This is a genomic window from Massilia sp. (assembly GCF_032106685.1).
GTDB lineage: Bacteria > Pseudomonadota > Gammaproteobacteria > Burkholderiales > Burkholderiaceae_D > Telluria.
Map to the genome: position 1 here is coordinate 368,853 of NZ_DAMCPG010000001.1, position 26,832 is coordinate 395,684.

Below are 26,832 nucleotides of genomic sequence, written 5' to 3' on the forward strand. Positions count from 1 at the left end.
AGCCAGCGAACAATTGCACACAAGTGGAGCGCAAGCATGCCGCTTGTGCGGCTTTGCACAGTTGTGAAGCGCTCCAGAGAGCGCCAGGACGCGGGCAGCGCCGTCAGGCGTTGTCCGTCAGGCTCGCGCGCAACTGGTCGAGCTGCTTCTTCAGGGCCGCGATATCCTGCAAACCGCAACCGCTGGCACATACCACCTGGGATGGAAACGCGGCGGCTTCCTTGCGCATTTCGCTGCCGCGTTCGGTCAGCGAGATGATGACCTGGCGTTCGTCGTTCGCCGCGCGCACCCGGTGCACCAGGTCGGCCTGTTCCATGCGTTTGAGCAGCGGGGTCAGGGTGGCCGAGTCGAGCAGGAGGCGCTCGCCGATACGCGAGACGGTCTGTTCGTCCTGTTCCCACAAGACCATCAGCACCAGGTATTGCGAATAGGTGATGTCCAGCTTCTTCAGCAGCTTGCGATACAGCTTGCTCATCGCCAGCGAGGTCGAATACAGGGCGAAGCACAACTGGTCGTCGAGCTGGGGGACGCCTTCCACGGGTTTGTCTTTGCGGTTCATGTCGCGAGTATAGGTAGCGTACTATCTAGTTGCAAGCTATTTGTAACGCTTGTCGTGCAACCGGAACGGAACCGGGCCGCGCATGGCACGGCCCGGTTCCACAGGTGGCGGTCTTGTTACTGGAGACGCAGTTTCAGTTCCTGCGCCGCCTGGCCGAGCGCGCTGCGCACCGCCGGCACGTCGCTCAGCGCATTGAGCAGGCCGAAGTCGTGGATCATACCGTTATAGCGTACCGATTTCACGTCGACGCCGGCAGCATCGAGCTTGCGGCCGTAGGCTTCGGCTTCGTCGCGCAACACGTCGAACTCGGCGGTCTGGATCAGCGCCGGCGGCAAGCCTCGCAGTTGCTCCAAGCTGGCCCGCAGCGGCGAAGCATGGATCTCGCGGCGGGCGGCGGCATCGCGGGTGTAGTTATCCCAGAACCACTTCATCATGTTGCGAGTCAGGAAGTGACCGTTCGCGAATTGCTGGTAGGACGGGCTGTCGAAGCGCGCATCGGTCACCGGCCACAACAGGACCTGGGAGCGCAGGGCAGGGGCTCCTTTCTCCTTGGCCATCAGGCTGACGACGGCCGCCATGTTGCCGCCCACGCTGTTGCCCGCCACGGCCAGACGCTTGCCGTCCACGCCGATCTGGACGCCGTTCTCGGCCACCCAGCGGGTGGCGGCATACGCTTCGTTGATGGCCACGCCGTAGCCGGCTTCCGGTGAAGGCGTGTAGTTGACGAACACGGCCACCGCGCCGGAACCGGCCACCAGGTCGCGCACCAGGCGTTCGTGGGTTGGATAGTCGCCCAGCACCCAGCCGCCGCCGTGGAAGAACATGAATGCCGGGAGAACCCCTTTGGCGCCGGCCGGACGCACGATGGTCAGCTTCACCGGCTTGCCGTCCAGGTCGACGGTCCTTTCGCTGACCTCGGCCGGGGCCAGCTTCGATTCGGCGCCAGCCTGCGCGCCGACCAGCACGGCGCGGGCTTCCTGCGGCGTCATCTGCTCGATCGGCTTGCCGCCTTCGATGGCTTTCAGGAAGCTGGCGGTCTGGCGTTCCACTCCGGGCAGGCTGGCGGCGCCGGCGCTTGCCGTTGCGGCGATCAGGGCGGCGGCGATCAGGGTCTTGGTGGCTTTCATGGTGCTCTCCTTAACGTGCGATTAGATAGTGTGCTACTTATTGGTTTTGATTGTGGAACCTGTCTGCGGCTTATTCGGCGCTGGCCGCTTCTTCGATCAGTCTGGCGACGGCAGCAGGGTGCGAGCTCATGACCACGTGGGAAGCACCGGGGATCTCGACGGTCTTGCGGGATTTGGCGCGTTCGGCCATGAAGCCCAGTGCCGCAGCCGGGATATTCCTGTCGCCGGTGCCGTAGATGAAGTAGGACGGCAGCCGTTTCCATGCCGGGGCGCCCGCTGCTTCGGTCAGGGCGGCCTCGGCGATTGGACGCTGGGCGACAGCCATCAGGTCGGCTTGCGCTTGCGGCAGGTCGGCGGCGAATTGTTGATGGAACTTGTCCTGGTCGATGTAGAAATCCTTGCCGCCGTCCGCCAGGAGCACCGGCTTGGCGAGCGCGCCGCCGAGGGTACTGCCCGGATAGCGGCCGGACAGTTCAAGGGCAGTCTCCCCCTGGTCCGGTGCGAAAGCTGCGACATAGACCAGGCTCCTGACGTTGGCCTGGCCCTGTGCTGCGGCCGAGATGACGGCGCCGCCGTAGGAGTGGCCGACCAGGACCACCGGACCGTCGACACTCTTGACGATGTTGGCCACCGAGACCGCATCACCCTTGACGCTGCGCAGCGGATTGGCGGCGCCGATGACCTTGTAACCGTCGGCACGCAGCTTGGCGGCCACGCCATTCCAGCTGGTCGCATCGGCGAACGCGCCGTGCACCAGGATGACGGTTGGCTTGACCTGCGCCGCAGGGGCAGCGATGGCTGGAACGGCGGCGCTGCCGAGGACCGAGAGGGCGAGGGCGATGTGCTTGATGGCTTTCATGGTGCTTCCTTTCGTTTAATGTGCTATTAAATAGTGTGCTACTTATTTGGCAAAAGCCGGCTGGACGAGCCGGTCCTGCATCTTCCGTTTCTACTACCGTGTTACCTGTGTTGCCGGAACGCGTACACGGGGCTTGATCGGTCTCGGGAGAGAGACTGGTTTGCCGCTGTGTTTGCGATCCATGTGAAGCAGTATAAGTAGCGCGCTATTTAATTGCAAGCGATTTATAGATTATTTTTTTACATTGTCGGCGCCGGGTCGCATCCGCCTGGCGCCCGCCGCCGGTGCCGCGGGAGAGACCGGGTGCCTGACGAGTCCTCCATCGAGGCGAAAAAAAACCGGGACACATGGTCCCGGTTCCCCGTGGTGCGCTGCGAAGACGATCAATCCCGCATCAACTCCGCGATCATCTTCACCGGCGCGTCGCCGTAGCTGAGGAACTGGTCGTGGAAGGCCTTCTGGTTGAAGCGCTCGCCCAGGGCCTGCTTGCGCTGCTCGCGCAGTTCCATGATCTCGGCGTAGCCGCTGAAGTAGCTGGTCAGCTGCACCGACGACAGCTGCACGCGGCGCCATTTCTCGACCGCTTCCTGGCGCGTCTGGAAGGCCTGGCGCACCAGCAAATCCATCGCCTCGTTTTGCTGCATGCCCAGCACGTGGACCGAGTAGTCGAGGATGGTGTTGGTGACGCTGCGCAGGTTCCACTTCGAGTACATCAGCCACATCTTGGCTTGAAAATGGCCTGATGAAGCGGTCCAGCCTGTGCTTGCTTCAACTGCCGTGTTACGAGTTGCTGCAGGATAGCGCTGCAGCCCTGGCGCCATCGGGAGCCGTGGTTGCGGCGCTGCGTTTGCCATCCATGTGACGCAGTATAGATAGCGCACTATTTAATTGAAAACGATTTTATTAACGATCTATGCGGCATTTACCCGTACATATGGCATGCCGGGCACCGGCCTCTGGCTTGCGCCGCGTATATGGTGTATTTTTTGGTAATGGAAAAAACCGAAAAAATCGCTTGGTCCGACTTCATGAAGGTAGAACTGCGTGTCGGGCGCATCCTCTCCGCCGAAGCCTTTCCCGAGGCGAGAAAGCCGGCCTATAAACTGCAGATCGATTTCGGCAGCGAGATTGGCATCCGCAAGTCAAGCGCCCAGATCACGGCGCTGTACGACCCGCAGGCGCTCGTCGGGAAGCAGGTCGTGGCGGTCGTGAATTTCCCCGAGAAGCAGATCGGCCCTTTCATGTCCGAATGCCTGGTGACGGGCTTCCACGACGCCTCGGGCAACGTCAGCCTGTGCGTGCCGGAGCATGAGGTGCCGCTCGGCACCCGGTTGCTGTGAGCGCGCCGCCTCGTGGGCGCCTCAAGCGTCCAGCTGCAAGGTATCGGCCAGCTGGCTGTAATACTGTGCGATGAATTTTTTCCCGTCGGCGGGAGAAAACAGATACAGGCGCATCAGCCCTTCGAACACGAGCGACAGGCGCTCGGCGACCGCGTCCGGGTCGAGGTCGGCAGTGAATCGGCCATTCTTGCGGGCGGCGCGTATTCCTTGATGCACGGCTTCGAGCAGGCCTGCTTCGGAACTGCGCAGCAGTTCGGCGACCTGCGGATTGCGTGCGCCCTCGCTGGCGATCTCGGCGCGCAGCACCGCGACCGCGTGTCCCTGCGGCGTAAGGAAAATGTCCGCCAACACCTCCTCGATGGCAGCCCGGCTGAAATCCGTATTCCAGAAACGTGCGATGAAATCGTAGTGGCGCCGTAGGTCGACTTCGATCAGGGTCACGATCAGCGCTTCCTTGCTCGGGAAGTACTGGTAGATGTTTGCCGTGCTGACGCCTGCGGCGGCGCTGATCTCCGCGATCGAGGCCGCGTGGAAGCCACGCTGGAGGAAACAGCTGCGGGCGCCATCGAGGATCTGCGCCATGCGTTCTTCACGCGCCTGTTCGTTCACGGGACGGCCGCGCGGGGCTTTGCTGGTGCTGGTTTTCATGCTCGGATTATAAGGGACAGGCGTTTCACGCAAAGCGGAAGCCTTGCCCGGTCCGGCAGGCCGCGCGCCGGTGGCGCGCGCTGCCGGTACCGGCTCAGGCTGCAGCCGGCGGCGCTTCGACCGAGGCGTAGACCTTGATCTCCTGGAACTGCTCGATGGCGCGCGGACCGCACAGGACGCCGATACCGCTTTGCTTGAAGCCGCTCTGCTCGAAGTGTTCCGACATGACCCCCCAGCAGTTCATCCAGATATGGCCGGCCTGGATCGCCTTGCCGACGCGGCGGCAGCGTGCCATGTCGCGGGAAAAGACCGACGCGGCAAGACCATATTCGGTGGCGTTCGCACGCGCGATGGCGTCGGCTTCGTCGTCGAAGATCTCGAAAGTCTGGACCGGGCCGAAGACCTCGTTCTGGACCACGTAGGCATCGAGGGACTCGACTTCGATCAGGCTGGGGCGGTAGAAGGCGCCCGCAGCCAGTGGACCTTCGGTGACGGGCCCGCCGCGCACGAGGATGCTGGCATAGGAAGCGGCCTCGGCCACCACGCTATCCACGCGCTGCACGCTTGCCTTGTCGATCAGCGGGCCGAGCTGGGCGTCGGGATCATCGCTGGCACCGAGCCGGACGTTGCGGTAGGCCTCCACCAGCGCCGCGCGCAGCCTGTCTGCGATGCCGCGCTGGACCAGCACGCGCGCGCCGGTGCAGCAGAACTGGCCGTTCATCGCGACCAGGGCGGCGACGATCTGCGGGACTACGGCCTCGAGATCGGCGTCGTCGAAGACCACCAGCGGTGCTTTGCCGCCCAGTTCAAGGTTGAGGCGTTTGAGCGTCCTGGCGCCGTTGGCGGCAATGAGCCGGCCCACCTTGGTACTGCCGGTGTAGCTGATCATGTTGACGTCGGTCGAATCGACCAGCATCGCGGCGCCGATGCTGCCGGTTTCGGTGATCACGTTCAGGACGCCGGGCGGCAGGGACCTTGTCGCGGCGACCGCTGCGGCGAACAGGGCATTGGTCAGCGCCGTCTGGTGCGGCAGCTTGAGGACCACCGTACATCCGGCGGCCAGCGCCGGCGCGACCGCGCGCACCGACAGGATGACCGGCGAATTCCAGGGCGAGATCACGCCAACCACGCCAAGCGCTTCGGGATCGGAGTGGAAGTGCAGGCCGGGGGCGGCTTCGAGCGCGCGACCGCCGGTCTGCAGCAGCGCGGTCGCGGCGCCATGGCGCAGCCAGTCCACCGTGACCTGCAGCTCCCATTGGGTCTGCGCCAGCAACTTGCCACCTTCGCGCGCCAGCATCAGCGCCATCTCGTCCGCCCGCTTCGCCACTTCGTCGGCCAGTTCGAACAAGGCGCGCGAGCGCCGGGAGCGGTCCCTGGACCAGCTGGTGGTATCGAAGGCGCTGCGCGCGGCCTGGATCGCCTGCCGCGCTTCTTCCGGGCCGATGTCCAGGTAGTTGCCGAGCGGCTGGCCGTTCGAGGGACTGACGGCCTGCCTGAGCGTGCCGCCATCGTTCCAGGCGCCGTTGATCCAGTTCCCCGCTGCTTTCGTCATCGTCGAGCGTTCCATCATACTTTCCTTTCAGAGCAATCCGCTGGTTGATCGATGCAGACAGGTGCGGTGGCCGGTGGTCTGATCGTATTCCGGCGCCGGTGAACTACCGTCCTGCGTCGTTATTAATATAAGAGTAAACGATCACTTATATAATTACAAGGCCTTTTTCCAGGGGACTGAACCGTGCGCGTGCTGGAGATGACGCCGCCGGGCGGGAGGCGGGCACGAACATGCCCGGCGAGGAGGAGCGCCGTACCACGAAAAAAAACCGGGACACGTGGTCCCGGTTCTCGTGGTTCGCCGAAGGGTCAGTCGCGCATCAACTCCGCGATCATCTTCACCGGCGCGTTGCCGTAGCTGAGGAACTGGTCGTGGAAGGCCTTCTGGTTGAAGCGCTCGCCCAGGGCCTGCTTGCGCTGCTCGCGCAGTTCCATGATCTCGGCGTAGCCGCTGAAGTAGCTGGTCAGCTGCACCGACGACAGCTGCACGCGGCGCCATTTCTCGACCGCTTCCTGGCGCGTCTGGAAGGCCTGGCGCACCAGCAAATCCATCGCCTCGTTTTGCTGCATGCCCAGCACGTGGACCGAGTAGTCGAGGATGGTGTTGGTGACGCTGCGCAGGTTCCACTTCGAGTACATCAGCCACATCTCGGGCGCGTTGCCGCCGTAGCCGGATTCGAGCATCATACGCTCGCCGTACACGGCCCAGCCCTCGACCATGGCGCCGTTGCCGAACAGGGATTTCACCAGCGAGGGCGAGCGGTTCGCGTGCACCAGCTGGGCGTAGTGGCCGGGAATGGCTTCGTGGATGTTCAGGATCTGCAGGATCCACTCGTTGTACTCGCGCAGGCTGCTCTCGGCCTGCTCCGCCGACAGCCCATCGAGCGGCGTGACGTTGTAGTAGGTGCGATCCTTCGGGCGGTAGGGGCCGGGCGCGTCGATGCTGGCGCCGGCCACGCCGCGCTGGTACATCGGCGTCTCGCGCACTTCGAGCGGCTTGTTCGGGTCGAGCGTGAGCAGGTCGTGCTTGATGACCCAGTCCTGCAGCTCGGGGATCTGGCGCCGGATCTCGGGCAGGAAGTTCTCGCGCGCGACGTGGCGGGCGGACAGCTTATCGATCAGCATGCCGATCTTCTTGAAGCGGTCGGCCGGCTTGGTCACGTTCGCCATGTAGCGCGGCCACAGCTCGTCCGAGATCGCGTCCATGCGGCCCAGCAGTTCCTCGCGCGCGGCCAGGGCCTTGCGGTAGGTCTGCTCGGCGCTGCTGGCCGACTGGATCTCGAGCGCGAACTTCTGCTCGTACAGCGCCTTGCCGATCCGGAAGGGGCGCGCCTGGCCGTTCTGCGCCAGCGTCTTGTCCAGGTTGCTCAGGTAGTCGACGTAGCCCAGCACCGCGGTGCCGGCGTTGGCGATGCGCTGGGCGAAGATGGCTTTTTCCTGGACGTTGAGTATCGAGTCCTGCGCCGCCTGGCCGAGGTCGGCCAGCACCGCCAGCGTGCCCGGCGCCTGCGCGATCGCCAGCTGGGTGTGCTCGCGCGTCGGGTTCTTGATCGTGGCTTGCGCCGCCTGGTAGTAGGCCGGCACGTCTGCCAGGCGCCGCAGGATGGTGCGCAGGCGCTGGGGCTTGGCCGCGTACTCGGTGTTGAGGATCAGGTCGAGCGGCTGGGCCACGTTGTACAGCGACGGGTTCCACTCGAATTCGCGGAAGGTGCTCAAGCGCCAGACGTCGGTCTCGAGCTTGTTGATCAGGAGCGCGATGTCGGTGCGCTGGCGCGGCGACATCTGGCGCTGGTCGAGCTTGCGGAACTTCTCCAGCCATTCGTTGGCGAAGGCGAGCTTCCTGGCGCGGGTGGCGTCGTCGGGAATCGTCAGGTTGGCGGCGGCGTCGAACTTGCCGACTGCGATGCCGCCTTCCGGATCGATGCGCCACAGCGCGGTCAGGTATTGCATGCTGTAGGAGTCGGCGCGGCGGTCGAGGCGCTTTTCGGATGCGGCCTGGCGCGGCGCGGCGGCGGCGACGGCGGCGCCGGTGGCGGCGGCCGCAGCGACGGCCTTGCCCTTGCCTTTCGACTTGCCTTTGGCGGCGGGCGCCTTGGCCTTGGATGCTTTGGATTTGACTACCTTCGCCGCCTTCGGTTTGGCGGTCTTGGTCGGCTTGGCGCTGGCGGGCGCCAGCACGAGGCTGGCGACAATCGCTGCCAGCGCGAGTTTTGTTTTCATCATCGTCATCTGCCCTGTGGAGTGTAGATCGGGGCGCGGCCCCGGCGATATGCGGGCCAGCGCGCCAGAGTAGCACCATTCAGGCCGCTTGCGGGCGGCTGAAACAAACCGTCACGTTTCGTACGAACGGCCGCCGCGCTCCTCGTCCACCATCGGGTTCGCTTGCAAAAGCGGCAATGATCACACGGATCGCAGCCCGACGGCAAATGAAGGTTCAGCGCGCCAGGCCCTGCTGCAGCATCGCCAGCATGTCGCCCGGGGACATGCGCGCGGCCATGTCGCCGCCTTCGAGCAGGCTCTCGGCCAGATCGCGCTTGTGGTGGTGCAGTTCGACGATGCCTTCCTCGATCGTGTGGCGCGCCACCAGGCGGTAGATCGTCACCGGGCGCTGCTGGCCCATGCGGTGCGCCCGGTCCGAGGCCTGGTCCTCGACCGCCGGGTTCCACCACGGGTCCATGTGGATCACGTAGTCGGCCGCCGTCAGGTTGATGCCGACCCCGCCGGCCTTCAGGCTGATCAGGAACAGCTCTCCTTGTCCGGCCTGGAAGGCGTCGACCCGTTTTTTGCGCTCCTGCATCGGGGTCGACCCGTCCAGGTACTGGTACATGATGCCGCGCGCGTCGAGGTGCTTGCGGATCAGGGTCAAATGGTCGACGAACTGGCTGAACACCAGGACCTTGTGGCGGTTGTCCAGCAAATCGTCGATCAGGCGCGCGAAGGTGGCCAGCTTGCTGCTGGCGATGCCGATGCCCGGCGCGACCAGTTCCGGATTGCAGACCGCGAGCCGCAGCCGCATCATCTCGGCCAGGATCGCGATCGACTTCTGGCTCTCGGGCGCCTCCAGCGCGGCCAGCTTGTCGAGCGCTTCGCGCCGCAGCGATTCGTACAGCGCCGTCTCTTCCTGCGTCAGCTCGACCGGGATCACGATCTCGGTGCGCGGCGGCAGCTCGGTCAGCACCTGGCTCTTGGTGCGGCGCAGGATGAAGGGCTGCGTCAGGCGCCGCAGGCGCGAGCGCGCACCGGCTTCGGCGCGCTTGTCCTGGGCCTTTTCGATCGGGCCGGCAAAGCGCAGCTGGAACTGGTCGGCGGTCCCGAGCAGGCCCGGATTGATGAAGCGGAACAGGTTCCACAACTCGCCCAGATGGTTTTCCAGCGGGGTGCCGGTGGCGATCATGCGGAACGCGCCGCGCAGCGCCATCACCGCCTGCGAACGGCGCGTCGCCGCGTTCTTGAAGGCTTGCGCCTCGTCGAGCACGATCGTGTGCCAGGTCTTCTTCGCGAACAGCGGCGCTTCCAGCTGCAGCAGGCCGTAGCTGGCGACGACCACGTCGAACGGCCCGGCGCCATCGACCATGTCGGCGCGCTCGCCGGGGCCGAACAGTTTGACGTTCAGGGTCGGCGCGAAGCGCGCGGCCTCGGCGATCCAGTTGGTGCAGACCGAGGTCGGCGCGACCACCAGGGTCGGGCCGTTCGGCGCGCGCAGCAGGATCAACGCCAGCGCCTGCAGGGTTTTGCCGAGGCCCATGTCGTCGGCCAGGCAGGCGCCCACGCCCCAGTGCGCCAGGCGCGCCAGCCATTCGAAGCCTTCGCGCTGGTAGTCGCGCAGCTCGGCCTGCAGGGTGCTCGGCAGCTGCGGCGCGTACTCGGCATTCGCGGCCATCTTCTGCAGGTGCGCGCGCCAGGCCTTGTCGCTTTCCACGCCGCCGGCGTCCAGCGCCAGTTCCTCCAGCGCGAAGCTGGCCAGCGGATGTACGCGCAGCGCTTCCTCGTCGGCGTCGGTGTAGGCGGCCAGGTCGGTCAATCGGCGGTGCAGTTCGTTGGTCAGCGCCAGGAACTGGTTGTCGCCCAGGGCCACGAAGCGGCCTTCGCTGCCGCGCAGCTTTTCCAGCAGCGAGACCAGGTCGAGGACGCGGTTTTCGTCCACCACGACTTCACCGTTGGCGGCGAACCAGTCCTTGTCGCGCTTGATGGTCAGGCGCACGGATTTCGACGAGACCTTCTTGCTGACCCTGAACGGTTCTCCTTCCGGCCAGGCGATCACGACCTGGGAGGGGTCGAGTTCCTGCAGTTCGCTCACCAGTTCCAGGCAGGCCAGCGGCTGGCCGAGCAGCCATTCGTCGTGCTCTTCCTCGGCGCTTTCCAGCGCGCGGCAGTCCGCCAGCAACTGGCGCTGGCGCTCGCGCTCGGCGTTCAGGTCGCGCCTGGCTTCGGTGCGCACGCCGTTGACGTCGGCGATCACGCGCTCGGCGCCGCTGCCCGGCGCGTAATAGGCGCCGTTGTCCGGCAACGGGCGCACCAGGATGCGGATGCGCAGGCCCTGATGGTAGGGCAGCAGGTGCACGTGCAGGCGCGGGTCGGCGTCGATGCGTTCCAGGTCGGCGGCGCTGCTGCCGATGTCCGACTGCACCGTGACGATCGAGGAGATCGCGCCGATCGCCTGCAGCACCCGCACTTCGGCCTCCAAAGGCACCACCAGGCCGTCGCCGACGATGGCGCCGATGCGGTGGTGCTCGTCGCGGATGCGCACCACGCGCAGCCGGGTCGGCGATTCGCGCGTGACGACCACGTCGCCGTCGCCGAGCCGCACGGGGGGGCGCAGCGAGATCGTCACGTGCGCGCGGTCGGCCTTCACCAGCAGCTCCGGTTCGCCCGGCAGCAGTTCGACCCGGGTACCCGGGGCATCGAACCAGAACAGCAGCGGGTGGCCGACCAGCGCGGCCACCGCCTTGTCGAGGTCGAAATCGTAGCGCAGGCCGCTGCCGTAATGCTGGCGCTGGGCGCCGATGCTGGCCACCACCTGCAGATCCTGGGCCGTGACGAAGTCGAGCGAGCCAGCCTCGTCGAGCAGGCGTTTGAGGCCAACGGGGCGGCCGCGGCTCCAGCCGCCCTGCGCATCGCGCTTCTGCTCGCGCGGCTCGATTTCCTGGATGCCGCCCAGGTGCGCGTCGTAGCGCAGCAGCCAGACCAGGCGCGATTCCTTCACCACCTCGACGTTGACGGCAGGCTGCAGGTTGATCAGGGCGTTCAACTGGCGTTCCCAGGGCTGCTCGCGCTCGAACCAGAGCGTCATGTCGCTCAAGCGATGCTGCTGGCGCAGGGCGATGGCGCGCTGTTCGAAACCGACCCCGCCCAATTGTCCGAGCAGGCCGGCCAGCTGGGCGCTGAGGAAGTCGAAACCGGCGGCTTCCGACAGCGCCAGACTCTCCTCGAGCTGCGCGCGCCGGTTCGATAACTGCGGCATGCCCAGCCACCAGTGCAGCAGCGCCCGGAACATCACCGGCTGCAGCGCGCTTTCCCAGCTGCGCGAAGGCAGTACCTCGGCGTCGACGGTGCCGCCGCGGATCTGGCGCAGCATGCTCAATTGCTGGTAGACGGCGGTGTCGTGGCTTTGTACCGCGCGCGTTGCGCTGTCGAGGTAGCTCTCGACGGCTTTTTGATGTTTTGCGTCGCCGCGGCGCAGCAGCGCGGCCACGTACAGGTGCCCGCCGATGCCGGCAAAGATCGCCTTGCGCTTGCCGGTCTCGCGCCGCAGCAGTTTCAGGGCCGCATCGAAACCAGCGAGCGCCTCGTCGAGGTGATCGCGCAGCAGCAGGATCACGCTGCGATAGAACAGGGCGGCCGAGTCGTCCAGCTCCGCGAGCAAGGCGCCGGCGTCGTCCAGCCTGCCGCACAGGATCAGGTGTTCGGCCAGGGCGAGGCGCAGGGCCATCGACGCGCCGCCTGCGGCGACGTGGTCCTCCGCATAGGCGCGGATTGCGGGCGCGGCGGCGGGTTCGCGCTGGACATGGTTGATCAACACGGCCAGCACGTCGTCGCGCACGGCAGTGTTGATGCGTTCGATCATCTCCGGTTCGAAAGGGCGCGCGCAGATGTCCACCAGCGGATGCAGGTAGGCCGCCTCGTGGCAGCGTAGGCAGGCCGCCAGCAGCGGCGCCACTTCCTTCGGGCCGTCGCTGCCGACCAGGGCCATGCGCAGCAGCGCCACGCCCTGGCGGTAGCTGCGCAGCACCGGGTTGCCTTGCCAGTCGCGCCGCAGCGGCGTCAGGCCCTGGTAGATTTCCCGGGTTTCGGTGAACAGCCGGATGTACAGCAGGTAGTCGATCGCCGGCCACGCGGCCTCCGGCGTGATGACGGTGCCGCGCGACGCCAGTTCTCCGACCAGGCCGCGCTCGAGCAGCAGCGCCAGGTCGGCGGCCAGCTCGTCGTCCGAGTCGAAGTAGCCCAGCGCGTCGAGATGTTCGCGCAGGCGCGTGCGGCCCATCGGCTCGCCGACGAGCGCCAGCACGCCGAGCGTCATCTTTTGACGTTCGGTGCCGGCGGCAAAGATGTCGCGCACGTGGTCCCGCATTCGATCCTGCATTTGATCCCGCATTTGGTCCTTCACGCAGCCAGGTTCTCGATCTCCACCTCGGGCAGCGCGGGCGGCACCGGAATGCCGAACACGCGCAGGTAGAACACCAGTTCGGCTTCCAGGGTGCGCACCACGCTGTCGGCCTTGCGGAAGCCGTGGCCCTCTCCCTCGAGCGTGATGTAGGCGACCGGCACGCCGCGCGCGCGCAGCGCCTCGACCATCGCCTCCGACTGCTGGGGCGGCACCACCTTGTCGTCCAGGCCCTGGAAGAAGATCATCGGGCGCGTGAGCGAGGCGGTGTGGTGGATCGGCGAACGCTGGCGGTACACGGCCGCCGCCTGCGCCTTCGGTGCGATCAGGTATTCGTTGTAGTGCGATTCGAACTTGTGCGAGTCGGCGTCCAATCCCGCCAGGTCGGACACGCCGTAGTAGCTGGCGCCGGCCTTGAACACGTCGTGGAAGGCCAGCGCCGACAAGGTCGTCAGGCCGCCGGCGCTGCTGCCGCGGATCAGGAGGCGCTCGGGATCGGCCAGGCCCTGTTCAGCCAGGTGGCGCGCGCCGGCCACGCAGTCCTCGACGTCGATCACGCCCCACTGGCCGCGCAGCAGGTCGCGGTAGTGGCGCCCGAAACCGGTGCTGCCGCCGTAGTTCACGTCCAGCACGGCAAAGCCGCGGCTGGTCCAGAACTGGGTGGCCAGCTTGAGGGTGCTGGTCGCCATGCCGGTCGGGCCGCCGTGGCCGATCACGATCAGGGGCGGCAGTTCGCCATCGTCCGGCGCATAGTCCTTGTTGGTGGGCGCGTAGTGGAAGGCGTAGGCGGTGCGCCCGTTCGCGCTCGGGTAGCGGATGCTGCGCGGGACCGACAAGTAAGCCTCGTCGGGCAGGGTCTCGATCGAGCGCGCCAGCACCTCGCGCGCGCCGGTCTCGACGTCGACCAGGGCCAGTTCCAGCGCGATCGTCGGCGAACCGGCCAACAGCGCCACCTTGCCGGCGCTGACGCGCAGCTCGCGGATTTCCTGGTAGGGCGTGTCGATCGGCGTCAGGGTGCAGCCGCGCGTGGACAGGCGCGCCAGGCGGCTGACGCCTTCCTCGATATAGGTGCAGACGATCTCGTCGGCCGAGCGAAAGCCGTACATCGAACCGCCGAAGACCCAATGCGGGCCGCCGAATTCCGCCTCGCGCGGGCACAGCGCATGCACCACGCCGTGCTCGAAGCGGTACAGGTTCCACCAGCCGCTGCGGTCGGAGACGAAGTGCAGCAGGCCGTCGGGCGACCACTCCGGCTGGCAGATCGACTCATCCATGCCGCCCGCGACCATGCGGCCGTCGACCAGGCTGCCGTCGGCGGCGACATCGGCCACCCACAGCTCGGTGCCTTGCCAGGGCATGCGCGGATGGTCCCAGCACAGCCAGGCCAGGTGGCGTCCGTCCGGCGACAGGCGCGGCGCCGCATAGAAGTCGTTGCCGTCGACCAGGATCGTCTCGCTGCCGTCGAAGCCGACCGCGCAGATCGTATTGACCGGGTGCGCCTCGCCCGCCAGGTGGTCTTCGCGCACCGCGACCAGGCGCTGGCGCGCGCGGTCGGGCACGAAGTCGGCGTAGCGCACGGCTTCCTCCTTCGTCATCAGGACCGGCTCGGCGCCGTCCTCGACGCGGTACAGGCGGTTGTCGGCATGGTGCGAGAACCACACCGTGCCCCCGTCCACCGCATAGGCGCCGCCGCCGTACTCGTGCACGCGGTTGCGTACGTTGAAGGGGGCGGGCGTGAGCTCGGCCTGGCTGCCCGCGCGCCGGCGCAGCAGGGTGGTGCGGCCGGCTTCGCTCGCGCGGCCGGCCAGCCACAGCACGTCGTCGCCGTCGAGCGCGAGCTGCGACAGCGGCATGGCGCCGGCCGCAACCACGGCGGCGCTGATCGGGGAAGTCCAGGTGCCGCAGGGCGCGGCCTGTGGGCGGTGCGGGTCGGTCATGGTGGTGGCGTCGAAAAGGGGATGGAACCGCATTATAAGAGTGGACCCGTTTTTCGTCGGGTGGGCGCGCCCGCCACGCGAAACCCGGCGAGATGCTCAGTCACCTCCAAGGATGCGATAATACCCCTCTTCACGACGCCAAATATTGACAGCCATGCCACAATTTGCCCCGCTCAAGAACGATACCTTCCTGCGCGCCCTGCTGCGCCAGCCGACCGAGTACACGCCCGTGTGGCTGATGCGGCAGGCGGGGCGCTACCTGCCGGAATACCGCGCCACCCGCGCGCGCGCCGGCTCGTTCCTGGGACTGGCGAAAAGCCCGGACTACGCCACCGAAGTCACGCTGCAGCCGATCGACCGCTATCCGCTGGATGCCTCGATCCTGTTCTCGGACATCCTGACCGTGCCCGACGCGATGGGCCTGGGCCTGTATTTCGCCGATGGCGAAGGCCCGAAGTTCGAGCGTCCGCTGCGGACCGAAGCCGACGTGCTGGCCCTGCGCGTGCCGGAAATGGACGCGCTCGACTACGTGTTCAAGGCCGTCACGCAGATCCGCACGGCCCTCGATGGCCGCGTGCCGCTGATCGGCTTCTCGGGCAGCCCGTGGACGCTGGCCTGCTACATGGTCGAAGGCCAGGGCTCGCGCGAATTCCACACCATCAAGAAGATGCTGTACGCCCGTCCGGACCTGATGCACCGGATCCTGGAGATTAACGCCACGGCGGTCGCCCAGTACCTGAACGCCCAGATCGATGCCGGCGCCCAGGCCGTCATGATCTTCGACTCCTGGGGCGGCGCGCTGGCCGACGGCGCCTACCAGGAATTCTCGCTGAAGTACATGGAGCAGGTGCTCGGCCAGCTGCAGCGCGAGAAGGACGGCGTGCGCATTCCGGCGATCGTCTTCACCAAGGGCGGCGGCATCTGGCTCGACGAAATGGCGAACATCGGCGCCGACGCGCTGGGCCTGGACTGGACCGTCAACCTGGGCCGCGCCCGCGCCCTGGTCGGCGACCGTGTCGCGCTGCAGGGCAACCTGGACCCGGCCATCCTGTTCGCCTCGCCGGAGCAGATCCGCGCCGAAGTCGAACGTTCGCTCACCGCCTATGGCGCCCCGACCGCCGGTTCGGGCCACGTGTTCAACCTCGGCCACGGCATTTCGCAGTTCACGCCGCCGGAATCGGTGAGCGCGATGGTGGAAGCTGTCCACAGCTTCAGCCGCCGCCAGCGCGCCGGCTGACGAAGCCCTTGCCGGATGCCCGCGGCGCACGATCGTGCGCCGCAGCGCGTTTTGCCCTGCCGGCCGGCGCGCAGGCAGCGCGGCATACCACGGGGCAGCGCAGCAAAATCACACTTGTTCACATGTTTCAAAAATGCAAGCCGTCCGCCTGTGGACAATTGGATGAGTGAACAGAAACGGCAAGCTATTGAATATAAACGATTTTTCTGCGTTTATTTCTTGAGGTTGCTGTTCTGAAAACTAGTTTTCCCAGCAAAATCGCCGTTTTTCAGGCCCTTGTTCACAAAGTTATCAACAGCACGAACAACTCAGCAATAAAAACCCTCGTGTTTACCGGCACTTAGGAAAAGCTTCGCAGATAATTGTTTAAATCTTCATTACCTTGGTGCATGCAAAACAAGGAAAACGCGGGTTATACACAATCATTGCAGAGCGGGAATCAAGTTGCTGTGGACTACTTCGGCGTTTGTAAGTAATTGATTTTGTGCGTGTAATTTTTCTTGTATTTCCGCCAGTCTATGCTTGGTTTGACTTAACGTAAACTTCTCCACCGGTCAAGCGCTTCATTCTCCACAAAGTTTTCCACAGCTTTCCACACCCAGACGACGTGCCCTACTGCATCCTACAAATCGCCCTCGATACCCCGCTCAACAGCGTGTTCGACTACGGCTGGTCGTACGAGGACGGCGCCGCGCCGCAGGTTGGCCAACTGGCGCTGGTGAGCTTCGGTCGGCGCGAGGCGATGGGGATCATTGTCGCGATCAAGGACGAGACCGACGTCCCGCCGGACAAGCTGAAAAATGCGCTGGCGGTGCGCAGCCAGCTGGCGCCGCTGTCGCTGGAGTGGCTGGCGCTGGCCGGTTTCGCGGCCGACTATTACCAGCGTCCGCTGGGTGAAGTCGCCTTGCCCGGCCTGCCGAAGAACCTACGGGTGCCGAAGACGGTCGCGCTCGACCGCGCATTGAAAAAGCTGGCCAAGCTGGACGTGACGAACGACGCCACGCCGTCCGGCATGCCGCCGCTGAACCCGGCCCAGCGCGAGGCGGCCGACGCCATCGGCGGCGCGCGCGGTTTCACGCCGCTGCTGCTGTACGGCGTCACCGGCAGCGGCAAGACCGAGGTCTACCTGCAGGCCTGCGCCCAGGTGCTGGCGCGCGACCCGCAGGCGCAAATCCTGATCCTGGTCCCCGAGATCAACCTGACGCCGCAGCTGGAAGCGAACATCCGCGCGCGCTTCCCGGGCCTGATGCTGGCCACCCTGCACAGCAGCCTGTCGGAAGGCGAGCGCATGCTGCACTGGCTGTCCGCGCACGTGGGACAGGCCCGTATCGTCCTCGGCACGCGCCTGGCGATCCTGGCCTCGCTGCCGCACCTGAAGCTGATCGTCATCGACGAGGAGCACGACCCCTCGTACAAGCAGCAGGAAGGCCTGCGCTATTCGGCGCGCGACCTGGCCGTGTGGCGCGCCTGGCAGCTGGCGATTCCGATCGTGCTCGGCTCGGCCACGCCCTCGCTGGAGAGCTGGCACCACGCCCAGACCGGCCGCTACCGCAAGCTGGAGCTGCGCGAGCGCGCCGTGCGCGACGCCGTGCTGCCCACCGTGCGCCTGCTCGACATGGAACGCGACAAGCCGAAGGAGGGCCTGACTTCCGGCCTGCTGGCCGCGCTGCGTGGGCGCCTCGAACGCGGCGAACAGTCGCTGCTGTTCCTGAACCGGCGCGGCTATGCGCCCGTGATCACCTGCGAGTCCTGCGGCTGGATCAGCAACTGCACCCGCTGCACCTCCTTCATGGTGCTGCACAAGCCGGAACACCGGCTGCGCTGCCACCACTGCAGCCTGGAGCTGCGCATCCCCCGTCACTGCCCGACCTGCGGCAACATCGACCTGCAGCCTTTGGGCCGCGGCACCCAGCGCTTCGAGGAAGGGCTGGCGGCGATGTTCCCGCAGGCGCGCATCCTGCGCATCGACGCCGACTCGACCCGCAAGAAGGGCAGCGCCCAGGAAGCCTTCGACACCGTGCACCGCGGCGAGGTCGACATCCTGATCGGCACGCAGATGGTCGCCAAGGGCCACGACTTCAAGAAGCTGACCCTGGTCGGCATCCTGAACCCGGACACGGCCCTGTTCTCGCAGGACTACCGCGCCAGCGAGCGCCTGTTCGCCCAGCTGATGCAGGTGGCGGGCCGCGCCGGCCGCGCCGGCCTGGCTTCCGAGGTGCTGATCCAGACCCGCTACGCCCAGCATCCGCTGTACTCGGCGGTCGTGCGCCACGACTACGACCGCTACGCCGGCAGCCTGCTGGAAGAGCGCAGGCAGGCCGCGCTGCCGCCCTACATGTACCAGGCCCTGCTGCGCGCCGAGGCGCCGGAGCTGGCCAACGCCATCGCCTTCCTCGAGGAAGCGCGGGACATCCTGCCGACCGATGCCGTGACGCTGAACGACCCGATCCCGATGACCATGACCCGGGTCCACAACGTCGACCGCGCCCAGCTGCTGGTGGAGTCGAGCTCGCGCCCGGCGCTGCAGGCCTTCCTGAAGGAGTGGATGGCCCTGCTGCGCGCGATGAAGACGCGGGTACGCTGGTCGCTCGAGGTCGATCCGCTCGACATCTGAACCCGAAAAAGCGTATCGTCATGGCGGCACAGCAAACGAGGGACAAGATGAACAAACTGAATGTGGACGTGGCCGTCATCGGCACCGGCACCGCCGGCATGTCGGCCTACCGCGCCGCGCGTGCCGAGGGCGCACGCACCGTCGCCATCGAAAGCGGACCTTACGGCACCACCTGCGCGCGGGTCGGCTGCATGCCCAGCAAACTCCTGATCGCCGCCGCCGACGCGGCCCACATGCTGGACCTGGCGCCCGGCTTCGGCGTCCATCCGAGAGAAAAACGCATCGACGGGCGCGCGGTGATGGAGCGCGTGCGCCGCGAGCGCGACCGCTTCGTCGGCTTCGTGCTCGAGAGCGTCGAACATTTTCCGGCCCAGGACAAGATCCAGGGACACGCCCGCTTCACCGGGCCGCACACGCTGCGGGTGGACGAGCATACCGAGATCGAGGCGAAGACAATCGTCATCGCCACCGGCTCCACGCCGGTGGTGCTGCCGCAATTGAAGAACGTCGGCCCGAACATCGTCACCAGCGACGACGTGTTTTATTGGGACGATCTGCCGCGCTCGGTGGCGGTGATCGGCACCGGCGTCATCGGCCTCGAACTGGGACAGGCGTTGACGCGCCTGGGCGTGCGTACCGCGCTTTTCGCGCGCGGCGGCAGCGTCGCCCACCTGAGCGACCCCGAGGTACTGCACGCGGCCACGCGCACGCTGTCGCAGGAACTCGACCTGCGTTTCCAGACCGAGGTCGTGCGCGCAGAACAGCAGGGCGACGAGGTGCTGCTCACCACGCGCGACGCGCTCGGCAAGGAAACCAGCGAACGCTTCCAGTACGTCCTGCTCGCCACCGGCCGCACGCCGAACGTGCACGGCATGGGGCTGGAGGAAACCGGGATCGAACTGCAGGCGAACGGCGTCCCGGCTTTCGATAGCCGCACCATGCAGTGCGGGAATAGCCACATCTTCATCGCCGGCGACGCGAACAACGAGCTGCCGCTGCTGGCCGAGGCGGCCGACCATGGCAAAATCGCCGGCGAGAACGCGGGCCGCTTCCCCGACGTGCGCCCGGGCCTGCGCCGCACGCCGCTGGCGATCGCCTTCACCGAACCGAACATCGCTACCCTGGGCAAGAACTACAAGGCGTTGTGCGAGGGGGGACGGCCGAAGTTCGCCATCGGCAAGGTCTCGTTCGAGAACCAGGGCCGCAGCCGGGTCATGTTGCAGAACAAGGGCATGCTGCGCGTGTATGCGGAATACGGCACCTGCCGCTTCCTGGGCGCCGAGATGATCGCCCCGCGCGGCGAGAACATCGCCCACCTGCTGGCCTGGGCCGTGCAGGCCCGCCTGACCGTGCCGCAGATGCTCGAGATGCCCTTCTATCACCCCGTGATCGAGGAAGGCGTGCGCACCGCGCTGCGCGACCTGGCGGCGAACCTGGCGAAGGGGGCGAACCATACCGATCCCGCTGATTCAGAACCGGGAACGTAACTCGTAGGGTGGGCACGCCGTGCCCACGCGTTACGTGCGTGACCGTGGTCTGCTGCCGAAACCTGTCGCTCCGCGCCTCTGGCTTCGGTCACGCACCTGCGCTATTCCCACTCCACGCGTGCCGCGTGCGTCGTCCCACCCCAATCCGCCGGGTATATCCCCTCGCGCACATACCGATGAAACGTCGAAAACGGCCACGCCGCCGCGCTGTCGGCATGCCGATGTTTCACCGGATTGAAATGGATGTAGTCCGCATGCCGCTCGAAATCCCGTTCGTCGCGAATCATGTGTTCGTGGAAGCGGCGTTGCCAGATGATGGAATCGCGGTGCTTGACGCGTGAGGTACTCGGCCGCCAGCCGTCATCCATCTCATGTGCGCATGAACGCGATACAAGGCGTTTGATCAGTGCCCAGCGGGTCGAGTAATCGGTGTCACCGGTAGGCAAGGTCCAGATGCAATGCAGGTGATCCGGCATCAAGACCCAGGCATCGATGTCGAACGGGCGCCGTTGTCGCACCTCGATCAAGGCCGAGCGCAGGGCAGGGCGGATGGGGGAGTAGCAGAGGATGGGCCGGCGCCGGAACGAGACCAGGGTGAAGAATAGGTGTGGCCATCGCGGGCGCGGCGGTAGCGGGACATGGTGCCGCGGATTGTAGGGCAGGCATGGCGCAATCCGGGTGGCGTCGCGTGTGATCAATGACACACGTCAACGGTACGCCATCGCATCAGTTCGATCCCAGCAGTCGGCATGCAGCGTTTCGCGTGGGCACAGAGTGCCCACCGTACGGGATGCAGCACGATTACCCAGGCGTGGCCGGGTAATCGTGCATCGGCATCAGTTCAGACAACTCCCATCCAGCTTCCCCTGCGCCGCCAGCTGGCGCAGGATGCGGATCGTGTCGAGGTCCGCTTCCTGGTAGGCCGACTTCTTGAATTCGTCGTACATCGTGTTCGCTTCGTCGACGTGTTCGCCGGTGCCGTCGTCGTAGCGGAAGCGCACGAAGAGACGGGCTTCGTCCGGGGCCTCGATCGTCATGGTCAGGCTGGACGCCTGGATCTCGCCCTGGGCCGGCACCTCGTAGCGCACCTGCTGCAGCGGCGTGAGCACGACGGTGTCCTCGATTACCAGGTCGACGTAGCGCAGGCGGCGCGTGAAGCTGCCGCTGCTGCGCTCGCCGATCTGGCACTCGTCCAGGTGCGGCACGAACATTTTCGGCGATTCGGCACGGATGACCAGGCCGCGCCACAGCTGCTCGCGGGTGATCGTGTCGATCAGCGGGTTGAGCGGGTCGTTAATTTCGATCAGGTGTTCAAATTTCATCGTTTCTCGTGCTCGTATCGAAGGCGCAATGCGCCAAAGGGGCGATGGTAACCGATCGAGCGTCTAACAAAACCTCCATGGCTGCGTTGCATCGTCTTGCCGTACAAACGTACTGTCATCGATGCTGCGCCTTGCCATGAAGGCTTTGTTAAACGCTCTTGATTACCGCTCAATTGGACAGCAGGATCGCATTCTGCCTGCGTTGCAGGAAAGCGATCCCGATCAGGATGGCAAAGGAAATGGCCAGCAACACCAGGGCATATGCGTGCGCCGCGCCATAATTCAACTTCTGCGCTTCATCGTAGAGCGCGATCGAGGCGACCCGGGTCTGTCCCGGGATATTCCCACCGAGCATGAGCACGACGCCGAACTCGCCCATCGTGTGGGCAAAGCTGAGCGAGACCCCGGTCAGGATGCCGTGCTTCGACAGCGGCAGCACGATCGACCAGAAGACTTGCCGCTTGGTCAGGCCCAGGGCCAGCGCCGACTGCACCATCTCGCGTCCCACGCCGCGAAACGCCGCCTGGAAGGGCTGCACCGCGAAGGGCAGGCTGTAGACGACCGAGCCGGCCACCAATCCGGCGAAGGAAAACGGCAGCGAATGCCCGAACACCGTCATCCAGGCCGCGCCCAGCGGCTGCTGCGGCGCCATCAGCATCAGCAAATAAAAGCCGATCACGGTCGGCGGCAGCACGATCGGCAGGCTGACCAGGGTCTCGATGAAGATGACGCCGCGGCGCTTGCTGTTGTTGAGCCAGTTGGCGAGCGGAATGCCGATCACCAACAGCACCGCCGAGGTGACGAAGGCCAGGCGCAGGGTCAGGCCGATCGCGTCCCACAGCTCGGGCGGGAACTGCCAATCCGTCATTCGGCAGCGCCCGCCGGCAGGTTGAAACCGTTGCGTGCGAGGATGGCCCGCGCTTCGGGCGAGCCGAGGAAACGCAGGAAGCCGGCCGCGTGCGGGTTGGCCGCGCCGGCGCGGGTAACGATGGCGCCTTGCTCGATCGGCGCCAGCCCATCCTGGGGGATGAGGGCATAGCGGCCGGCGCCCTTCAGCCTGGTCGAGTGCAGGGTCGCAAACGAAATGATGCCGGCCTGGGCGTTGCCGCTCTGGACGAACTGCGCGGTCTGGGCGATGTTTTCGCCGATCACGATCTTGGCTTGCGCCGCCTGCCACAGGCCATCGCGCTCGAGCGCCGCCCTGGCCGCCTTGCCATAGGGCGCGGTGATCGGGTTGGCGATCGCGAAGCGGCGCACGCGCTTGTCGCCCAGCAGCGCGGCCAGGCCTTTGTTCGGGTCGAGCTGCGGGTCGAGCGTCCACAGGGCGATGCGGCCGACCGCGTAGGGAGCAAGGGTGGCGCCATCGGCCGCGCCAAGTTTCGCCAGCTGGCGCGGGTAGTCCATGTCGGCCGAGAGAAAGACCTCGAACGGCGCGCCGTTGCGAATTTGCGCAAAAAAGTTGCCAGATGCACCAAGCGAGACTTTCAGCTCGGCGTCGGGTGCGGTTTTCCGGTACGCGGCAGCGAGTTCATCGATACAATAGCCGAGATCGCTGGCAGCGGCGACCAGCAGCGGACGCGCCAGCGCCGGCATGGCAAGCATGCTCGCCAGCAACAGTACGAAGAATTTTTTCATGCCCAACATTGTAGCGCGCGGCCATCCCGGCTTCGCTACAATGCTCGGCTGTCCTCAAGAATATTTCCCATGTCTAATGCACCAAAGTTCGGCCTGAACGGGCCGCAAAGCGAAGCCGTGCTCTACCTCGACGGCCCCTGCCTGGTGCTGGCGGGCGCCGGCTCGGGCAAGACGCGGGTGATCACCCAGAAGATCGCGTACATGCTCGAAGACCGCGGCTACGATCCGCGCACGATCGCGGCGCTGACCTTCACCAACAAGGCCGCGCTCGAGATGCAGGAGCGCATCGGCAAGCTGCTGAAACAGCCGAAGCAGGCCAAGCAGATCACGGTCTCGACCTTCCACTCGCTGGGCGTGAAAATCCTGCGCCAGGAGGCGGCCGGCGTCGGCCTGAAGGACAAATTCTCGATCATGGACAGCGACGACTGCTACACCATCGTCTCCAGCCTGGCCGTCACGACCGACAAGCAGGAAGTGCGGCGCATCCAGAACATGATCTCGCTGTGGAAGAACGGCCTGGTCGATCCCGACGACGCCATCAACCAGGCCAAGGACGAGGACGAGGCCCAGGCCGGCCGCATCTACCGCAGTTATGTCGCCACCCTGCAGGCCTACCAGGCGGTCGACTTCGACGACCTGATCCGCCTGCCGGTGGAGCTGTTCCGCAACAACGAGCCGATCCGCGACCGCTGGCAGCGCCGCCTGCGCTACCTGTTGATGGACGAGTACCAGGACACCAACACCTGCCAGTACGAACTGGTGAAATTGCTGGTGACGGGCCTCGGCAAGAAGCCGATGTTCACGGCCGTCGGCGACGACGACCAGGCGATCTATGCCTGGCGCGGCGCCTCGGTCGAAAACCTGAAAACCCTGCAGACCGACTTCCCGGACCTGCGCGTGATCAAGCTCGAGCAGAACTACCGCTCGACCACGCGCATCCTGCAGGCGGCCAACGCCGTCATCGGCAACAACCCGAAACTGTTCGAGAAGTCGCTGTGGTCCGAACACGGCCTGGGCGAGCCGATCAAGGTGCTCGGCATGCAGAGCGACGAGCAGGAAGCCGACCAGGTCGCGATCATGATCTCGGCCGACCATTTCCAGCGCAAGAACAAGTGGACCGACTACGCGATCCTGTACCGCGGCAACCACCAGGCGCGCGTGATCGAGCAGGCCCTGCGCAAGGAGCGCATCCCCTACACCATGTCGGGCGGGCAGAGCTTTTTTGACAAGGCCGAGATCAAGGACATCATCGCCTACCTGCGCCTGATCGCGAACCAGGACGACGACCCGGCCTTCATCCGCGCCGTGACGACCCCGAAACGCGGCGTCGGCATGGCGACGCTGGAGGTGCTCGGCGAATTCTCCAAGCAGTGGAACTGCTCGCTGTTCGAGGCCGCCGGCAAGGGCGGCATCGAAGCGAAACTGCAGGACCGTCAATTGCACCCGCTGCGCGACTTCTGCCGCTTCATCGACGAGCTGGAAAGCCGCGCCACGCGTCCCGGACCGTCCGGCAGCGGAGAAAATGCGGCCGAGGTGCTGGACGACATGATGAAGGAGATGAATTACGAGCACTACCTGTACGAGAACTTCGACGACCGCGCGGCGCAGGCCAAGTGGCAGAACGTCATGGAGTTCCTCAACTGGCTGAAGGAACGCGGCAAAGGCGGACGCGACGGCACTGGCGAAGAAAAGAACCTGCTGGAGCTGACGCAGATGGTGGCCTTGATGTCGATGCTGGAAGGCCAGGACGAAGAGCAGGACGCGGTGCGCATGTCGACCCTGCACGCCTCGAAGGGACTGGAGTATCCGCACGTGTTCCTGGTCGGCGTCGAGGAGGGCATCCTGCCGCACAAGGGCGACCCCGACGACCCGATCGAGAAGATCGCCGCGCGCATCCAGGAAGAGCGGAGATTGATGTACGTCGGCATCACGCGCGCCCAGCGCACGCTGCAGGTCACCTGGTGCAAGAAGAGGAAGCGCGCCGGCGAGCTGGTGCACTGCGACCCGTCGCGCTTCATCAAGGAGATGGCGCTGGACGAGGGCGATGCGCCGCCGAAGGAAAGCGAGGTGCTCAGCCCGAAGGAGCGCCTGGCGAATTTGAAGGCGCTGCTCAATACGCCGAAGCCGGATGCGGCCAAGCTGATGTCATAATGCCCGTTTAAACCAGGGAAGCACCGTGGACCACGAAGACCGTTTTGTCGACATCGAAATCAAGCTCGCGCAGCAGGAAGACCTGGTCGATTCCCTGAACGGGACCGTCTACCAGCAGGCACGCCGGATCGATCAACTGGAGGCCATAGTCACCAAGCTGGCCGAGCACGTGCGCACGCTGCAGGAAGCCGGGCAGAGCCCGATCAACGAGCGGCCGCCGCATTATTGAGCAGGGCCGTGGCGCACCGTTGCTTTGCGTAGGGTGGGCTCTCGAGCCCACGCGGCCGCACCTTGTGATCTATGTCGGCGTCCATCGCAAACGCAATGTGTGCGCATCCGCCGTACCGCGTGGGTTCAAGAACCCACCCTACAAGCCCCGGTTTTCACTGATCCACCCACCCAGCCGCTTGCCCAGGCACAGCAGCGTCAAGGTCGGCGGCAAGCCCCACGGCTCCGGAATGACCGAGGCGTCGCAGACGAACAGGCCCTTGGTTGCCGTCTGCAGGTCGGCATCCACTCCCTCCCCGATGCGCACGCTCCCGCCCGGATGCGCCGCAAAATGCCAGGACTGGAAGATGTGATGCGCGCCGGCCTGGCGCAGGATCGCCTGCGCCATCTCCACGCCGTGCCGCAGTTTTTGGCGGTCGCTCCCGGTCAGCCGCTTGTCGGCCCAGCGCGGCGTCACCTTGCCGCCGATCTCGTCGCGGATCTTGACCATCATCGACAAGGTGCGCTTGTGCGCAAACAGGCGATCAAAACGGCCGACCTGGGCCGCGAAGGCCGCGTACATCGGTTGCGGCAGGGTGAGATCGGCCAGCGCGACGCCTTCGTCAATCAGGCTCAAGCCGCCCGCCATCGGCACCTCGGCGCCGCCCTCGATGTCGTCCACGCTGCCCATCACGGCGATCACCGGATCGCTGAAGAAGGGCGCGTGCCGCGGCCCCAGGCCTGACGCGTGCAGCAGGCGCGGGCTGCCCAGGCCGCCGGCGGCGAGCACCACGATAGCCGCCGCAATCGTCAAGGTTTCGCCGCCGACCTGCACGGCGACGCCCGCGGCGTGGCCATCCTCCACCAGCACGCGCAGCACGCGGGCATGTTCGACCAGCTGGGCGCCATGGCGGCATGCCTCGTCCAGAAAATCGCGCGCCGTCCACTTGGCGCCGAACGGACAGCCGTAGACGCAACGCCAGCAGCCGCTGCGGCAGGCGGCGGGCCGGATCATCTTGTCGAGCTTGCGCCAGTCGAGCCCCATGGCCTGCGCGGCGGCCATCATGCGCGCGGCCATCGGGCCGATCAGCGTGTCGGGCAGGGGCGCCATCGGCAGCTCCGCGCGCAATGCGGCCAGGGCCGGCGCCAAGTCGATGCCGTGACGCTCGAACATGTCACGTGGCGGCGGTGCGGCGGTGGCGAAGTTGATCGCCGAGCTGCCGCCCGCCGTGATGCCGGCCACCAGCAGCGAGGCGTCGCGATGGACATAGGCGCCCTTGCCGGGGACGGCGGCCATTGCCGCCATCTGCGTCACCGTGCCTTGTAAAGGCTCGGCGCCGCCCTGTTCCAGCACCAGCACGCGCAGGCCGGCATGGGCCAGCGCGCGTGCGCTGCTGGCGCCGCCGGGACCGCTGCCGACGACGATGGCGTCATAGAAAGGTGAAAGGGGAAGCATGGACGGAAGCGCAGTCGGGGAGGCGCCGATGCTACCACGGCCCGCATGCCGCGCCGCCCGGCCGCGCGACGTCATGACAGCATGCATACACTTGTATATAC

Annotated in this window: 19 protein-coding genes and 1 pseudogene; 6 read left to right on the forward strand and 14 right to left on the reverse strand. The window is 66.0% G+C overall.

Annotated features, from left to right (window positions below):
• Positions 1 to 103: 103 nt before the first annotated feature.
• The 4 genes and pseudogenes from RT688_RS01685 to RT688_RS01700 all read right to left on the reverse strand — a co-directional run.
• Entirely contained in the window at positions 104 to 559 is a 456-nt protein-coding gene (locus RT688_RS01685; protein WP_313703117.1) for a MarR family transcriptional regulator, read from the reverse strand.
• Positions 560 to 675: 116 nt separating this feature from the next.
• Complete coding sequence (locus RT688_RS01690) at positions 676 to 1,686, reverse strand: alpha/beta hydrolase (RefSeq protein WP_313703118.1); 1,011 nt, start codon at positions 1,684 to 1,686, stop codon at positions 676 to 678.
• Positions 1,687 to 1,756: 70 nt separating this feature from the next.
• Complete coding sequence (locus tag RT688_RS01695; RefSeq protein ID WP_313703119.1) at positions 1,757 to 2,545, reverse strand: alpha/beta hydrolase; 789 nt, start codon at positions 2,543 to 2,545, stop codon at positions 1,757 to 1,759.
• A gap of 383 nt (positions 2,546 to 2,928) precedes the next feature.
• A pseudogene (locus RT688_RS01700) lies at positions 2,929 to 3,270 on the reverse strand (DUF885 family protein); the annotation flags it as partial.
• Between the two features lie 267 nt (positions 3,271 to 3,537).
• Between RT688_RS01700 and RT688_RS01705 the strand changes: the two are divergent.
• Positions 3,538 to 3,885 (forward strand): tRNA-binding protein, encoded by a 348-nt coding sequence (locus tag RT688_RS01705; RefSeq protein WP_313703120.1) that lies wholly within the window; start codon positions 3,538 to 3,540, stop codon positions 3,883 to 3,885.
• Between the two features lie 21 nt (positions 3,886 to 3,906).
• Here RT688_RS01705 and RT688_RS01710 read toward each other — a convergent pair whose 3' ends face one another.
• From RT688_RS01710 to RT688_RS01730, 5 genes are all read right to left on the reverse strand, one after another.
• Entirely contained in the window at positions 3,907 to 4,467 is a 561-nt protein-coding gene (locus RT688_RS01710; RefSeq protein WP_313703121.1) for a TetR/AcrR family transcriptional regulator, read from the reverse strand.
• A 160-nt stretch (positions 4,468 to 4,627) separates the two neighbouring features.
• Complete coding sequence (locus tag RT688_RS01715; RefSeq protein ID WP_313703122.1) at positions 4,628 to 6,100, reverse strand: aldehyde dehydrogenase family protein; 1,473 nt, start codon at positions 6,098 to 6,100, stop codon at positions 4,628 to 4,630.
• Positions 6,101 to 6,393: 293 nt separating this feature from the next.
• On the reverse strand, positions 6,394 to 8,307 hold the full coding sequence (locus RT688_RS01720; RefSeq protein WP_313703123.1) for a DUF885 domain-containing protein: 1,914 nt from the start codon (positions 8,305 to 8,307) through the stop codon (positions 6,394 to 6,396).
• Positions 8,308 to 8,518: 211 nt separating this feature from the next.
• On the reverse strand, positions 8,519 to 12,652 hold the full coding sequence (locus RT688_RS01725) for a DEAD/DEAH box helicase (RefSeq protein WP_313703124.1): 4,134 nt from the start codon (positions 12,650 to 12,652) through the stop codon (positions 8,519 to 8,521).
• 32 nt (positions 12,653 to 12,684) lie between these two features.
• On the reverse strand, positions 12,685 to 14,622 hold the full coding sequence (locus RT688_RS01730; RefSeq protein WP_313703125.1) for a prolyl oligopeptidase family serine peptidase: 1,938 nt from the start codon (positions 14,620 to 14,622) through the stop codon (positions 12,685 to 12,687).
• A 154-nt stretch (positions 14,623 to 14,776) separates the two neighbouring features.
• On the opposite strand from RT688_RS01730, the gene hemE reads away from it, so the two are divergent.
• From hemE to RT688_RS01745, 3 genes are all read left to right on the forward strand, one after another.
• On the forward strand, positions 14,777 to 15,859 hold the full coding sequence (gene hemE / locus RT688_RS01735; protein ID WP_313703126.1) for a uroporphyrinogen decarboxylase: 1,083 nt from the start codon (positions 14,777 to 14,779) through the stop codon (positions 15,857 to 15,859).
• Between the two features lie 607 nt (positions 15,860 to 16,466).
• Positions 16,467 to 18,473 carry a primosomal protein N' gene (locus RT688_RS01740; protein ID WP_313703127.1) on the forward strand — a complete coding sequence of 669 codons (2,007 nt, stop codon included), beginning with the start codon at positions 16,467 to 16,469 and terminating at the stop codon, positions 18,471 to 18,473.
• 47 nt (positions 18,474 to 18,520) lie between these two features.
• Complete coding sequence (locus tag RT688_RS01745; protein WP_313703128.1) at positions 18,521 to 19,960, forward strand: dihydrolipoyl dehydrogenase; 1,440 nt, start codon at positions 18,521 to 18,523, stop codon at positions 19,958 to 19,960.
• Positions 19,961 to 20,061: 101 nt separating this feature from the next.
• On the opposite strand, the gene RT688_RS01750 is transcribed toward RT688_RS01745, so the two are convergent.
• From RT688_RS01750 to modA, 4 genes are all read right to left on the reverse strand, one after another.
• The gene (locus tag RT688_RS01750) at positions 20,062 to 20,622 is read right to left on the reverse strand and encodes an REP-associated tyrosine transposase (protein ID WP_409521866.1); all 561 of its coding nucleotides are present in this window, start codon (positions 20,620 to 20,622) and stop codon (positions 20,062 to 20,064) included.
• A 174-nt stretch (positions 20,623 to 20,796) separates the two neighbouring features.
• Positions 20,797 to 21,282, reverse strand: coding sequence for an SRPBCC family protein (locus RT688_RS01755; protein WP_313703129.1), 486 nt, complete (start codon positions 21,280 to 21,282; stop codon positions 20,797 to 20,799).
• A gap of 169 nt (positions 21,283 to 21,451) precedes the next feature.
• Positions 21,452 to 22,150 (reverse strand): molybdate ABC transporter permease subunit, encoded by a 699-nt coding sequence (gene modB / locus RT688_RS01760; RefSeq protein ID WP_313703130.1) that lies wholly within the window; start codon positions 22,148 to 22,150, stop codon positions 21,452 to 21,454.
• Positions 22,147 to 22,917, reverse strand: a complete 771-nt coding sequence (gene modA, locus RT688_RS01765; RefSeq protein ID WP_313703131.1) for a molybdate ABC transporter substrate-binding protein — start codon at positions 22,915 to 22,917, stop codon at positions 22,147 to 22,149. The genes modB and modA overlap by 4 nt, the downstream gene beginning before the upstream one ends.
• 69 nt (positions 22,918 to 22,986) lie before the next feature.
• Here modA and RT688_RS01770 point away from each other — a divergent pair, with 69 nt between their 5' ends.
• The gene (locus tag RT688_RS01770; RefSeq protein ID WP_313703132.1) at positions 22,987 to 25,068 is read left to right on the forward strand and encodes a UvrD-helicase domain-containing protein; all 2,082 of its coding nucleotides are present in this window, start codon (positions 22,987 to 22,989) and stop codon (positions 25,066 to 25,068) included.
• Between the two features lie 25 nt (positions 25,069 to 25,093).
• Positions 25,094 to 25,297: a SlyX family protein gene (locus RT688_RS01775; RefSeq protein ID WP_313703133.1), complete on the forward strand. Its 204-nt coding sequence runs from the start codon at positions 25,094 to 25,096 to the stop codon at positions 25,295 to 25,297.
• Between the two features lie 138 nt (positions 25,298 to 25,435).
• Here RT688_RS01775 and RT688_RS01780 read toward each other — a convergent pair whose 3' ends face one another.
• Positions 25,436 to 26,731, reverse strand: a complete 1,296-nt coding sequence (locus RT688_RS01780; protein WP_313703134.1) for an FAD-dependent oxidoreductase — start codon at positions 26,729 to 26,731, stop codon at positions 25,436 to 25,438.
• Positions 26,732 to 26,832: the final 101 nt, after the last annotated feature.